A 14,292-nucleotide genomic window follows, 5' to 3' on the forward strand; every position below is an offset into this window, starting at 1 on the left:
AAAAGGATTTTTTTGAATGAGAAGGCCAATGTTGTATTGACCATAACACCCCATTTTAAAGGACTCCGCCGCAAGGAATATAGCGGTAGCGTCTTCATTCAGAATTAGGAAATCCAACAATAATTTGGCTGAAGCCCTTTAGCTCGTTCAAATCGTTAATTTAAACGTTGTCGTCGTGAACGGCGTAAACGTGACCTCTTAACAAAGTCCTGTTCTACAAAAGTGCGACCAGTAATGTCACGCCGTTTGTGGTAAACTGCATCGGGTTTATGACTTATCCATTCCGATCTGACATAAGGAGGATACTGTTGTGATCCTCGGTCTTTTAACTGATTTGCGGAAAAAGAACGAATATGCATTGAATTCCCTTGAATATGAATTGTTTTGTATATATAATTCCATTTCTTATTACTTTTGGGTAAAGTTGTTCTATAAATAATAAAATCCATATATGGTTCTTAAAGCTATAATTTCAGCCTTTGTGATTACTCTTTTGGGATTATTGGCCATGTTGTTAACACAAGATGCCGATATGAATTTGGTTTATGCAGCATTTTGTATTTCACCCTATTTTCTTTTAATTACCCTTATTTATTTCCTTTTCAATAAGCTTCGGAAAAAATTCAATGTATTTGACAAGCCTAGTATTGTCTTTGAAGGTATTTACAGTTTTTTGCTTTACTTTATATTTTCCACATTGTTACCTGTACTGCTATTTTTTGGTACGCTGGGCGACAAACATGAACATGAGATATACGCTGATCTAGGCGGGGTAATTTCAGAAATGTTCCCTTTGATTTTAATTCTGAGTGTTTTTTTGAGCTTATTCAGTAGCGTCACATTCATTTGGGGTTTGCGATCGTGGAAAGCTTTGACACTAACATTTTTGGCCTGTATTTTTTTTAGTGTGATCGTATCTATTTTTTCAACTGTTGGTCGAGAGATTAAGGAAGCTGAACAGGAGCGGAGAGATCAGGCAGATAATTTAAAAGAGGGAAGATTTGAATGGGCCGGAGCAATGAGTAATCCTGCAGGCTATCCAGTACAACTTTATAAGGGGAGGTTCATCTTCCCAAAAGATAAAAATTATGAATTCACGTTTAGTGAGGGAAATACCGTGAATTATCATGCGAAATGGGGCGAGGCAGGAGCCGAGACCTATAAAAGGATGATGTCATTGCCCAAAGCAATTGACGTTACTTGGTACTCGTTCTCGGAAAATGCTTTTTACCAATTCCAGGACACAATAGACTACAATAAATTGCTCACACTTTTTAAACAATCTTATGTAGAGCGAAGAGCAACTAGCGACGTTGAAGAACATTATGATAAGATTATTTTTGGGTTTGCTCCGGGGGGGAGGTTGGTGATATGGGCTGCTGGAACTGGTTATCGTCAGACCGGGATCGGTCAGTATCAGGCGAAAAAAATTAGTATTGATCAGAAGGTTTCTGACAGTAAGGAAATGGTGCATGGTGATTTATTCAATCAGGAGTGGCGCAATAAGGTACTGACAGATACCATGATCGTTCCTTTGGCTATACAGCTAGCAAAAAAAGACCAACCTGTTTCTGATGATTACTGGGACAAAATAGGGACGGCTTATACATGGTGTCCAAAGTTTGTGATCGCTCCAGAAATCAAAAAATTCGATGCTAGTTTCCTTTATTTTAATGCTGAACGTTTTGCTTTTGATGAAAGAGCACAAAATATAGCCTTTGAAAAAAGGGGAATTCCACGACAGATATATATCACATGGTCTGATCATAATCAAAACCGTTGTGCTGTAAATTTTGAATTTGATGAAGCGGATATTTTTAAAAAATTCATTGCTTTTTTTGATCGCGCTAAAAATATAGCGGCTGAAATGGAAATTACCGTAGATACCCAAAATGGCAAGGGAACCGTACAATTAAAAAATGGAGACCAGCAGCTTTTACTTATGGAAACCAAAATCATTGAATATGGTAAGAAGTTCTGATTTTATTGATATAAACCCTTATGATTTTGAAAGATCTTTTGCATCTTGTAATTATAGCATATCCTCATTTAAATAAAGATATAAAAAGTAAATAGATCTATATTTTTTAGATAGTCAGCGCGTACAATTTTTTAATATACAGACCGATCTCTTCCACAGATAAATTGTATATTTACAACAATGGATCGAGAAACAATAACCTCGTTTTGTAAATCAATATTAGCCATTTTGCCAAATCATTTAAAAAGTTATTCTGATAGCGGCTGGAGAATCCTACCGGTAAAATGAGCTTGTCAAATTTTGATTGTGCTGTATTTGTTATTGCGATCTATTGGGAGTTGACTCATTATCAGTTAGCCATTTATACAAAAAATTGACCTTTTGAGAATGAAAATTTATTTGCTTTCACTGTTTTTTCTAACTATCCTGACAATTACAAATACGCATATAGCTTTCGGACAATCTATAGAAAAAATACTGCCTATGGAAGATCCCCTTCGTCAGCTTGAAGCTGTTTTGCAGCTTCCTGTCAATTTTGGGAAGGATACCTTGGCATTAAAAAAATCACTACAACCTGTATTAGAAATCGCCAATGAGAAAAATAACTTTATATTGAAATGGGGATATTATATGCGTATGGCCGACGGGTATTCCATTGCATTTGATCGAACGAATGGTATTTCCGATCAATATTACCTCCTTGCGCAACAATTGCTTCAAAAGTATAATAATATTGAACTGGAAATGACAGGCTATGCACGGCAGGGATACTATAACTATGTTTATAGAAAAGTAAAGGACGCATTTCCATTCTTTTTGCGGGCAAACGATTTAAAGTCAAAAATTGATATCCGAAAAATTCCATTGCTCGTTAAACACTACCAGTTCATCGCTAATTTTTATAGCTACATTGGAGATCAGGCGAGTGCGGTTACTTACTTACAGGAAGCATTGCCTTTTTCGAAACGCGCTTCCAGGGAACGTGTTGACCTAACTAATGCGATAGCCGTTTACCTCTCCAAGGATTCGCTCAATCGTGAGGCGCTAATTTATCTAAATCGTGCGATGGAAGAAGCAAAACTGGCGAAAGATTCTGTTTGGATCGGTATTATTTCTGGGAATCTTGCTGATCAGGCATGGAAATCGGGAGACAGGCAAAAAGCAATTGCTTTGATTCGGAAAAATATAGATCTTTCCATGCGATATGATGAGCGGAAGGATGCCATGCGGGCAAATCTGAATTTAGCAAGCTGGTATCTTGCCCTTAAAGAATGGAAATTGGCCAAGCAACACGTTGTATCTGGCATCAATTTGATGGAAGAAAAGCCTTATTTTTTGAAATACAAGATGGATGCATCAAAATTGCTATCCGACATCGCCCATGGGTTGAATCAAAAAGAAGATGAACTTAAGCAATTGCATATCTATCTTGCTTTGAAAGACTCATTGGAAAAAAGAATAAATGATAAGGAGATACAAAAGATTATGTGGCAGCGGGAGACAGAAAGATATAATCGAACTATTCAATCTACGGAAGAAAAAAGACTTCACAGCAAGCGGATATACCAATTTATTGGAATTTTCTTGATTCTGGTCTTTACAATCATATTGCTGTTAATAAATAGATCAAAAACAAAGATAAAAATGAGCAATGCCCTTCTGGAGAAGGACCGGCTCACTCTCGCTTATGAAAAGCAATTACTTGATCAAGAACTTGTGATTTTAAAGGATTCTCTCAGCGAATTTACCGATACGATTAAGCAAAATGATACAACGATTCAACAGCTAAGGCAAGAAATTGTTAAAGTTTCGGAGCAAAACCCTGCCTATATGGCTCAGGTCACCGATAACTTAAATGCCATGTTGCAAACACATATTATGACAGATGAAAGATGGCTTAAATTTAAACATGTTTTTGATAAGGTCTATCCGGGGTACCTGTCACAAATGAAGAAAAACTATACAAAAATAACAGATAATGATTTGCGTATACTTGCCCTTCAAAAATTAGATCTAAACAACAGTAGCATGAGTGAACTCCTTTGTGTTTCAACGGAAGCCATCAAAAAGGCCAAACAACGTCTAAAGAAAAAAATGGAGGCGCAAGATCAAGGGGCAATCTCTGTTGACCGAACTATTTCACGCTGATTACCATAAATAAAAGGGATAAAAATAACTATAGCATAAACAAGCAAGCTCAGAGAAAAGCTTGCTTGTTTATATTTGGAATCTTAGGAAGCTGTAGTAGCTATTAGAAACCTGCTATTTTGTATTATTTGCTAAAACATTAAGTTCAATGTCAACATTTTGTGCGATCATCCAATCTTGTGGATTACCTTCGGTACCATAGGAAAGTCCCCAATCTTGTCTTTGAATCGTAAATTTAGAATAGAAAGTAACTTCATTTCCGTTGAACGTGATTTTTGCAGGAAATGTTACGTTTACTGTTTTGTCTTTGATTGTCAAGTTACCGCTGACAGTATTTGTCGCATCAGCAACGACACTTTTTCCTTGAGAAGCGTCAAATGGGGCAACTTTCGTGATTTCAAATTTAGCTGTTGGGTATTTAGCTGTATCAAAGAAGTCAGCACTTTTCAAGTGTGCATCTAAATCTGTTGATTTTTTACCACCGGCAGTTGTTGGATCCACCGAAGCGCTATCTGTTACAATGGAATTGACGTCAATCGTAAAAGTACCACCGGTTATCGCATTGTTTTCAGCGGAAAGAGTACCCTCGCTTTTTAAAACACCATATCTAGGATTCAAGCCACCTTTGTGGTAACCTGTCCATTTTAATGTGCTTTTGTCTGCGTCTACAGTATAAGTCTGGCCTTTTTGCTCAGTCACTTCTTGTGCTGATGTTGTCTTAGCTTTGTCGCCACCTGTATTCTGACAAGATGCGAATAATAAAATAAGGGCTAAACCCGAGATTAGTTGTTTTTTCATGTTTTAATCGTTTTATTTTTTAATATGATGTTTGCACTATTATATCTTATCGGCATCAACCATGCCATTTCAATTATCAACACAAAGGTATAGCATAGATAGTTTATTTTTGGTATTAGTTTCCTTAAAGAAACTACTTTCCAAAAAGATAGTATGCTGTCATCCCGTAATTCCGTATTTTTGTACTATATAAGGAGATCGGATCAATGAAAAAAGAAGCGTTATCAAGTTCGTCCAGCGGTTGCAAAACAAGGATACTAGCCATAAAGGATACCATGGAGATTTTGACTGGTAAATGGAAATTTCACATAATAGGTTCGTTAATGTTATTTGAGAAGCTGCGTTTTATGGAATTATTGCGCGAGGTTGATGGCATTGGCGCAAAAATGTTGTCCAAAGAGCTACAAGATTTGGAAATGAATCAACTTATTAGAAGAACCGTATTGAATACCAAGCCACTGACGGTGGAATATGAACTGACTGATTGTGGGCGAACACTTGGACCTATTATCGACGAAATCGCAAAATGGGGGATCACCTATAGAAATACACTTTATCATAGAACTGAGATCAGCGAATCGGTTGTGTAGCCCGTTGATTCCAGTAGTTTATTATAGCGCAGTAATTTGGCTAGATGATAAGTACATTTGAACCAAAGAAAAATTGGTTTCTGGGTTCCTAAGTCTTGTTTTGGAATATAGATGTAGGAATTTTTGTCTGTAAAAGAACCTGATACGTCTGATCTGATTTTTGACTGTTGATATTTTGGAGAAATATATTAATCGTATGTTTGTTAAAGAATTTATGATCTAATCTACTAAAAGAAGAGCAGTATGAATTGCTTGATTCTTAAGAACAACATAATAAATCTGCCACCATATTTTCTAAATCTTCAAGGTCAAATGGCTTTGCTAAATAACTGTCTGCTCCTGCTTGTTTGGCTAACTGTTGTATATCAGTATTTGCAGAGAGATATATTACTGGAATATCCCGGAAGGAGGGGTGAGATTTAAGTAGACGCGTTGCTGCAACACCGCCAATTTTAGGAATCCAATTATCCATTAGAATTAAATCTGGTTGTACTTCTTCAACTTTTTCAATGATATCATGGGAAGTCTCAGATACTTCGATACGATAACCGATGGTTTCGAGAATAATCGTACATACTTCAAGAACATGCTTGTCATCGTCGAGCATGAGTATTGTTTTATTGGACATATGGTAGCTTTTTAAAAGGTAGGGCTAAAATAGATAAAAACAAATACGCAAGGTAGAGGGTAAATACTTGTTTTTTTTAGAGTAAAAAATACCCTTTTTGTTAATATGGGTAATATTTCAAAAGGTTAAATCGACATAGTATATCGAATGTTATTCGGGTATTTAAACTACTGTTTTACCATTTTTTAACGGATAAATAGTATTTGGTGTATTAAAAGGAGTCAAAGACGTGGTACCGATATCGGAGCTTATTCGATGAAAATTAGTTGTCTTACGATGTACAGGTGTTAAAAACTAAATAATAGTCAGCATATTTAAGATATTTTTTCGGTATTCCGGATTTTTTTCTCTTAATTCAAGAATTCTATTTTTTAGGTCAATATTCACATACCATTCCGCATAATTCTCTTTTTTGTTCGTGTCGACGAAGAAAATTTTGGTCTTTATATACTCTTCGTCAAAATATTCAGGTTGGCCACTGAGTACAAATGCCGTAGAGCCAACGGTCTCATTCATCTTGAAAGAGCTGCCTTCAGTTTTAAACAATGCACTTAAAGCCTTCGTAAAATTATCACTTAATTCCCCCATAGAATGAAAGCTAATTCCTTCTTGATAAAATCTTTTTTTGTCAACTTCTGTATTTACAATTCCTAGTTTCATATCACGTCGAAATGAGACTTCGATACCAACGGTTTCTTTTTCCCAAAGACCCTTTGCCTGAATAATGTAATTTAAATTTTCATCATTCCAGCTCTTTGTTATGGTTAATTGTAGATCAACAAAATCTTGGTCTTCACTGACGTCAATCTGACTTAATCTACGCTGTCCTTTCAAGAAATTTAAAAAGCTCATATGGTATTGTTAATATGTATTCGAGTATGACTTTAACAAAATTGTCTGAATTGCATCCGATTAAACAGGTCGCTCTATATTTGTCGTTATCATAACTCTGGCTAAGTATAATAAAGATAGTAAAAGTTTTGATTCTATACAGTGCTCAATGAAAGGCGATGTGTTTTTCAATTATAATGATTCTTGTCGGACAATCTATTCCCGATGAATACAGCCAGAGCACATTGGTCGAATTGTCTTTTGAATATACTTTTTTTTAATCGAAATAGACTTTGGTTCAATTCAGCTATCTTTATAGTCTAGCAATAAATTTAGTGTTTAATTAGTTTGTGGTAAGCTAAATATTTTGAAGTGTGAGCAAAGTAGAATTATTTGAAAATGAAAGAGCAAGTGGCTACGATCAGTTTGTAGAAGCTTGGATACCAAATTATCGGTATTTTTTGGATTTTTTACCTAAGTTGTTTTGGGATTCGGCCCGGACCGAAATATTGGTTGTTGGCTGTGGAACCGGTAACGAGATCCAAAAACTTGTAGCTAAGCAAAAGAAATGGAATGTAACAGGTATAGACCCCTCGCCGGAAATGATTCAGCAAGCCAGACAGAAACTTGAGGGATATACGAACGTTAGGCTTATTGAAGCGTTAATCGGTGATTTGGAGGTTGACAGAAAATACGATGCGGCCACCCTATTGTTGGTTCTTCATTTTCTTGAAGATAATGGGAGCAAATTAGAATTGCTGAAGCAAATCGGAGATAGGCTAGTCTCAGGGGCATTGTTTGTGATGCTGGATATTACCGGGGATGAACGGATGATCAGGGAAAATCTGAAAATTCTAAGACTCCTATTGCCTGATGATATTACAGAAGAACAGATCAATCATCGACTGAATAGGATAGAGAAGGAACTTTTTCATGTACCTGAGGACCGGCTTGCGGCCTTATGTGTTGAAGCAGGCTTTGAGGCTCCGGTGCGTTTTTTTCAATCAGCTATTTATATGGGCTGGATGACAAGGAAAAAATAGTTTCAAAAGATGTGACAAAAAAACGCCCTATTTCGGGAGGGCACTGAAAAAGCCCTTATTAATGGATAATTTTCCAATGCTCTCCTATTGCGGGCGGCCTTATCTAGTTTTTATGGAAGAAGCAATCATTGGGTATGTCAGTGACTTTAGAACCGTTAACACTATATTGAAGTTTTAGTGTAAAACCTCCGCCGGCTTCTAAAAAGTCAACGGTTATCGGATGATATCCGGATTCGAGGGCCATCTGTCCACTCTTCATGATTGGTGCATGTTGCCCGTCATTGTCTACCACCACCTGATTATGAATGCGTAAGACGCCACCGTCGTCACAAGTGAAATAGAAATTATAGATCCCCTTTTCTTTCACATATAGATAACCCTTAATTTTTGCGCCAAAGGCAGGCATTTTGATGGTATCACTCAAATGGATATTCTTAATAATCTCTTGGTGTACCGCCTTGCCTGTTATTGCAGCTGTGTTTGCAAATGTTCCACTAAATAGCGTTGCGGTCAATCCCGTACGCATATTCTTTACATTTTCGGTAACACCTTTTTTCCAGCCGTCTTTCTTGAAATTCACCTGGTACAATTCGCTCTTTGCTCCTGAAGAAGATATCGTTGCGAAACGTATGGCTCCTTCGTTTTTGACAATAAGCGAATCGCTTAGTACTGGGCTTTTCTGAGTCGGTAAACTGCCATCAGTCGTATAATGGATAGCGTTTTCCGGAAGTTCATTTTCAATTTTCAAGATGGATTGTCCGTCAACAATCACCTGAGTATCGGCAAAGCCTTTTAAATCTGGCATACGGTAACGTAGGCCCATCTTGTTCCAAAGCCCAAAGTGAGCGATTAATCTATTTCTATAGCTCTCATATAGTGATTTGTTGGTCCAGACCCGCTCTGCCAATGCGCTCAGCCTTGGCAGAATCATAAATTCTAATCGGGCTGTCGACGGAATCATTTCTGTCCAGATGTTTGCCTGCGCGCCCTGGACTAAATTTGATCTGTTACTGGGAATATCGGATGGTATGACAGACATGTTATACACCGCATCCAGACTACTACTATTAGGAAGGTAGTCAAAATACAACGGATTGGTAGGTGTCATGATGAGACGATGGCCACGATTGACCGCCTCCCGAGGTGCGTTTTTCACCCATCCCCGCCAATACATAACTGTCATCGAAGTATCCGAATCGCCATCAAGGATTTCATCCCAGCCAATGCTGCGTTTGTTTTTCGAACGTATGAAGTTATTTACACGTTTTACAAAATAGCTTTGTAAGTCATGTAAATTTGCTATGCCTTTCTCTTTCATAAATGCTTTAGCTGTGGCTGAATTTGACCAGGAGTCTTTTTCCACTTCGTCGGCACCAATATGAATATAAGCGGAAGGGAAAAGCTCGATAACCTCGCTAAGTACGTTTTCTATGAATGTATAAGTACTTTCTTTCCATGGACTGATTGGTACCGAGAACTGTTTTCCCCAACCTGCAGTGGCACTGTCTAGGAGTAGCTCGGGATAGGCTTTCGTCGCGATCATCATGTGCCCGGGCATATCTATCTCCGGTATAATCTCCATATGCCTGCTCGACGCATAGGCCACGATATCCCTGATATCCTGTTGGGTGTAAAATCCGCCATACTCTTCTCGCCCGTTATGGATACGTTTGTGTTCACTGGGTAAATTGAAATCCGGATTCTCTTTCGCTTTGGCAAGACAGGCCGAATCTTGGTTATTATAAGTTCTCCACGCACCTTGTGAAGTAAGTTTTGGGTATTTTTTTATTTCGATACGCCAACCTTGATCATCTGTGAGATGCAAGTGAAGCTTATTGAATTTATAGGAAGACAAGAGATCTATAAACTTGTATAAATAATCTTTTGAGAAAAAATGTCGCGCTACATCAAGTTCTACACCGCGCCACTGAAATGCCGGTTGATCTTTAATCGACAGATAAGGCAAACGAATATCGCCATTAGGTTTAGCAAGAAGATACAGTTGTTGTATTGTCTGTAGTCCGTAAAATAGCCCCTGATCCGAAGAAGCGGAAACCTGTATTCCTTTTTTATCAATCGTTAATTCATAACCTTCTTTGGAAAGACTACTTTTTTTTATCAATCGTAGTGTTGCATTGGCATGTGTCACCTTCTTTTTAGTGATGTCCCCGAATAACGATTGACGTACCCATTGGTCTAGAGCGTTTGAGGAGATGTCGGAATCAATTGTATAAGAGAGTTCTCCCTTGGCTAGTTGAAAGAAACCCGTAGATGATTCCAGTTGTTCGGGAAAAGGTATCAGCTGGGGGATATGATTTTTTTCTTGCGCATAACTTGTACGAGGACAATAGAAAGCAAACAATAGCAGGATCAGTGAAATAGCTTTATGCATAAAGTTTTTTTGTGATTTTTTAATAATTATGTGTTTAAGAGCTTGCCAAATAGAATTTGTCGGTTTAGCATGAAAAACTCGCAACCAATATAGAAATATTTTATGTAAACGAAGGTAATAAAAACGTATCCTAATAGCACTGTTATCTAGTAGCACAGTTATTACACCTATATAGATGCCGATTTGTTTTTTTTGACCAGGTATTGGTAGGATAAGGTTGAGGGATGGCTTTGCGTTGATTTTATTTTGGGATAACCGAAACTAGTTTCCGGCTATCTTTTCAAATAAACCTGGATAGTTTAGGATCAGTCCGTTCTCGTCCACCTGAATATAAGCGGTGAAATCACTGACTATATTTTCGTACAGATATTCGTGTAAATCTGTCCTTGTATAACGTTGCCGAACTGGAGTAATGTCGCTGTTGATTAGGTCGATATAGATGATATCTATTTCTTTTGAATCACCAATTTTAAGCTGTAGATTGTTTATCGGTAGCGTGTTTGTAAAAGGAGTTAAAGAGATATCTATATAATGAAAACCCTTGAAGCTTGGATTGTCGAAATGATTGATTTCCCAATTGATACCCGTTTTTTTCCCAGTTAGGATGTTTTTGGTCATATTGACTTCAGAATCAATAAGAAATTCTTCGATCTTCCATTGTTTGTTTATAATCAGTCGATAGGAGGCCGAATAAATTTTTTGCTGATAGGAACCTATTATTTTTGATGCCACAATATAATAATCTTCCTTTTCCTGTAAACTGAAATACTCTAGAGAGGGGAAAGCGATTCCCTGCCATAATACTGTTTTCATCTCGCTATATTAAGTAATTATTTAACGGGCAACCTATGTTGTCGTTGTTCTTGTTCGACTTCGTTTTTGACTCGTTGGTTGATATTGATTTTTGCATTGATGAAAGTGAAAATCACAGCTCCATATTCTCTTGCATAGCAGTTTGTAATGGAATTAATATAGAAACTTATCCTGATGTAAGTCATATATTGAACTTATCAATTGCTACTGGATGATAAATTTCAGTAGAATAGATAAGGCTTGCTAGAATAATGTGTTTCATTTAAGAACAGATTTGTCCATAAGCTCCAGTTCTATTTTCTTTCTATTGACGATATCTGATTATCATCTTTCATTTTGACAACTTCTGCGCGGGCTAAAGTGACTTTTTCTGAGTAATTATCGCTGCGTTGTTCCCTCAATTTCCGAAGACCTTTCGTTCCCTCTGCTTCGTAGTCGTTGACGTCGAAAGTAATGGAATCCGTTGTGACATTGGCAACACGGTATAAGGTGTACATGGACTTCCCATTTTCTTTCCGTTTGATTTCATATACATCACCAGCAACCGGACTTTCCAGGTATTTTTTTGTTTTAATGGATCCGGATATTCCCGCTGCGGCCGCAGATCCGAAGAAAAGACCGATGAGTATTAATCCAGAAAAATATCCAACGGGTGTCTTCGGCATACCGCTTGAACGGATTGTTGCGAGGGTTTGGGGATCAATCTCACGTTGGTAATTTACTTTTTTACAATGATTACATACGCTAATAATTTCTGTACTGTATGGAAAAATGGGGATCCAGAAGATATGAAAGTATTTTACCTGTTTGTAGGCATATAAGGATCCGACTGAGTTGCAATAATTGCAAGTTCCCACAGTTGCATTGGAGCTGTTTTGTAGTAGTTTTGTTCTTGTTCCGAAAATAATCATATTCAAGGTTTAGATATACTGTTTCTATATTTTTGGCTTATGGGTTTTTCGCCCGTTTTGTGTACTATTTAATTGGTTTGTCGATAATATTTTTTCAAAAATTATGCCATTATGGTTGATGAATACAAGAATGCTATTCGGCATATGGACTCGTCCCAACATAAAGTATATTTTCAAAGACTGAGAGCTATTTAATAGCTAATAAATAATCCGTGAAAAACTCCGGACAACAATAGTCCGGAGTTTTTATGGATTTTAAGTTCACGTTTCTTTTAAAATATTAGCGCCGTCACTTCAAAAGACCGTGTTTCCAGTAAGCGAGTCCGAGTATTTGGGATATCTTCGGTAACTATTCGTATCTAATTCGGGCGTTAATCGTACCTGAGAGCAGATCTTAGCATGGTCTGACCATTTTGCGAACGTGGTTTTAGCGAGTGTGACACGGACTCACCACGGACTCACCACGGAGACACCATGGACTCATCCCTACGCTGTCCCGACTGAGGTACGAAGCAGACTGGGACGGAGCCCGTAGATAGAAAGAAGAACTGCTTTATTCTAAAAGTTCTGTGAATCTGCAGAAGGACCGTAGCTCGACGGTAAGGGAATATTGTTCAGTCTATAGTAAACACCCAATTGCGCCCTGTGGTGTGTAATCTGATTTAAAGAATGACGAATTGCCTCATATTTTGTCCAACTCGCCAGTTGATGCCCTGCATTCTTGATCGTCCAAGTCGGAATTAAATCCTCTTCAGTTGCATTTTCTAAAGCTTTTTTGCCTGCTTCATAGTCTTGGTCTAGTTTCTTGAGTAAGTCTTCACGCGTTGATAAAATAGTAGGCGTGTACCCCCCATCTGCAAAGTCCAGTTCGGACGTTTTCAAAATTGTACTTGGCCATTCAAATACCTCCACCAGATGGGTCGCAAGGGGCATGATTTTCATGCTTTTTTCATGTGGGGCATAGTCATTTTTGCCTTCTGGAAAAAGTTTAATAAAATTTTTGGTGATCTGGTACTCATTTTCAAGTTCAGATGTTAGTTGTTGGAGTGTGTTCATCTTGTTTTGGAATATATTAGTTTAATATTTTGATGTATTCATCTTATTTTTTTCCATCCTTTTAAACAAAGGATCGTTCATTCTGTTTTTTTTGCTAGGTTCAAAGATAGGTTTGGATATTGACAGCTATGTGTCAGTATGGATTTAAATATGAAGATTTATAATAAAAAAAACCGCTTGAAGCGGGGAACTTCAAGCGGTCTAACCTAACCAATTATTAACCTAAATTATGAATTTTATAATATGCGATTTCTGTGCCAAAGATGATTTTTGACAGGTATTGCAACGTAACAAATCTGTTGTCTCTGATTTTAAGTGGATAATAGTAGACTTTGGCTGGCATTGTTAGTGACATAGCGGTTTCTTTTCATTTTTTCAGATACAAAAAAATAAGACGAGAATAATGGAAAAGGAGCTGTTTAAATGTGAATTAATCTGTTTTTTATGTTGTTTTCGATAAAATTTATTGTTTTATTGGCCCGTTGTTGTGTTTTATATTGTTTATAGCGAATATTGTTGTAGCGGTTTTTGTCTTTCTATTTCATCATATTGTCATAGAGAAGAAAATGGATATGAAGGTAGAGGAGAATGGACATCGTGTAATAAACCAAAATAAATATAAAAAAATGAAAAAATTAGTATTGTTAGTGACTGCAGTTATTTTTATGATAACTGGCGCTTTTGCTCAGATTCACAAACCGGTAAAATGGACTGTAGCTAGCAAAAAGCTGAACAGCAAAGAGGCAGTCGTCTATGTAAAAGCGACCATTCAAAATGGCTGGCATATTTATTCGCAAAATGTAAAAGATGGCGGACCTATTCCGACTTCTTTCACATTTGCTAATGCGACTGATTATGTATTGGCAGGAAAAACTGCTGAGCCAAAACCGAAAGTAAAACACGAGGAGGTTTTTAAAATGGATGTAGGATATTTTACAAATGAGGTGATCTTCCAACAAAAGGTGACTTTGAAAAAAGGAACAGCAACTGTGAAAGGTAGTGTGGAATGGCAAGCATGTGATGCATCACAATGTCTTCCTCCAGATGAATATGCTTTTGCAGTAACGATCAAATAACAAAATCTTATTTTGGATCGTATGA

The 14,292-nt window shown here is 37.2% G+C and carries 12 protein-coding genes; 5 read left to right on the forward strand and 7 right to left on the reverse strand.

Annotated features, from left to right (window positions below; translation table 11 throughout):
* Positions 1 to 451: 451 nt before the first annotated feature.
* Both D7322_RS14860 and D7322_RS14865 read left to right on the forward strand, forming a co-directional pair.
* The gene (locus tag D7322_RS14860) at positions 452 to 1,981 is read left to right on the forward strand and encodes a DUF2931 family protein (RefSeq protein ID WP_121125071.1); all 1,530 of its coding nucleotides are present in this window, start codon (positions 452 to 454) and stop codon (positions 1,979 to 1,981) included.
* A gap of 483 nt (positions 1,982 to 2,464) precedes the next feature.
* Positions 2,465 to 4,129 carry a tetratricopeptide repeat protein gene (locus D7322_RS14865; RefSeq protein ID WP_147430429.1) on the forward strand — a complete coding sequence of 555 codons (1,665 nt, stop codon included), beginning with the start codon at positions 2,465 to 2,467 and terminating at the stop codon, positions 4,127 to 4,129.
* A 114-nt stretch (positions 4,130 to 4,243) separates the two neighbouring features.
* Here the strand turns inward: D7322_RS14865 and D7322_RS14870 are convergent, their stop codons facing one another.
* On the reverse strand, positions 4,244 to 4,927 hold the full coding sequence (locus tag D7322_RS14870; RefSeq protein ID WP_121125073.1) for a YceI family protein: 684 nt from the start codon (positions 4,925 to 4,927) through the stop codon (positions 4,244 to 4,246).
* 275 nt (positions 4,928 to 5,202) lie between these two features.
* Here D7322_RS14870 and D7322_RS14875 point away from each other — a divergent pair, with 275 nt between their 5' ends.
* Entirely contained in the window at positions 5,203 to 5,517 is a 315-nt protein-coding gene (locus tag D7322_RS14875) for a winged helix-turn-helix transcriptional regulator (RefSeq protein WP_317125731.1), read from the forward strand.
* Positions 5,518 to 5,776: 259 nt separating this feature from the next.
* Here the strand turns inward: D7322_RS14875 and D7322_RS14880 are convergent, their stop codons facing one another.
* Positions 5,777 to 6,145 carry a response regulator gene (locus D7322_RS14880; protein WP_121125075.1) on the reverse strand — a complete coding sequence of 123 codons (369 nt, stop codon included), beginning with the start codon at positions 6,143 to 6,145 and terminating at the stop codon, positions 5,777 to 5,779.
* Positions 6,146 to 6,439: 294 nt separating this feature from the next.
* Positions 6,440 to 6,997, reverse strand: coding sequence for a hypothetical protein (locus tag D7322_RS14885; RefSeq protein ID WP_121125076.1), 558 nt, complete (start codon positions 6,995 to 6,997; stop codon positions 6,440 to 6,442).
* A gap of 353 nt (positions 6,998 to 7,350) precedes the next feature.
* Here D7322_RS14885 and D7322_RS14890 point away from each other — a divergent pair, with 353 nt between their 5' ends.
* Complete coding sequence (locus tag D7322_RS14890) at positions 7,351 to 8,019, forward strand: class I SAM-dependent methyltransferase (protein WP_121125077.1); 669 nt, start codon at positions 7,351 to 7,353, stop codon at positions 8,017 to 8,019.
* A gap of 103 nt (positions 8,020 to 8,122) precedes the next feature.
* On the opposite strand, the gene D7322_RS14895 is transcribed toward D7322_RS14890, so the two are convergent.
* The 4 genes from D7322_RS14895 to D7322_RS14910 form a co-directional block, all read right to left on the reverse strand.
* Entirely contained in the window at positions 8,123 to 10,411 is a 2,289-nt protein-coding gene (locus tag D7322_RS14895; RefSeq protein WP_121125078.1) for a family 20 glycosylhydrolase, read from the reverse strand.
* Between the two features lie 261 nt (positions 10,412 to 10,672).
* On the reverse strand, positions 10,673 to 11,224 hold the full coding sequence (locus D7322_RS14900) for a putative glycolipid-binding domain-containing protein (protein WP_121125079.1): 552 nt from the start codon (positions 11,222 to 11,224) through the stop codon (positions 10,673 to 10,675).
* Positions 11,225 to 11,517: 293 nt separating this feature from the next.
* The gene (locus D7322_RS14905; RefSeq protein ID WP_121125080.1) at positions 11,518 to 12,135 is read right to left on the reverse strand and encodes a zinc-ribbon domain-containing protein; all 618 of its coding nucleotides are present in this window, start codon (positions 12,133 to 12,135) and stop codon (positions 11,518 to 11,520) included.
* Positions 12,136 to 12,693: 558 nt separating this feature from the next.
* Positions 12,694 to 13,191, reverse strand: a complete 498-nt coding sequence (locus tag D7322_RS14910; RefSeq protein ID WP_121125081.1) for a DinB family protein — start codon at positions 13,189 to 13,191, stop codon at positions 12,694 to 12,696.
* 626 nt (positions 13,192 to 13,817) lie between these two features.
* Here D7322_RS14910 and D7322_RS14915 point away from each other — a divergent pair.
* Complete coding sequence (locus tag D7322_RS14915; protein WP_121125111.1) at positions 13,818 to 14,267, forward strand: protein-disulfide reductase DsbD N-terminal domain-containing protein; 450 nt, start codon at positions 13,818 to 13,820, stop codon at positions 14,265 to 14,267.
* The last annotated feature ends 25 nt before the right edge of the window (positions 14,268 to 14,292 follow it).

Source organism: Sphingobacterium puteale, from assembly GCF_003627955.1.
GTDB lineage: Bacteria > Bacteroidota > Bacteroidia > Sphingobacteriales > Sphingobacteriaceae > Sphingobacterium > Sphingobacterium puteale.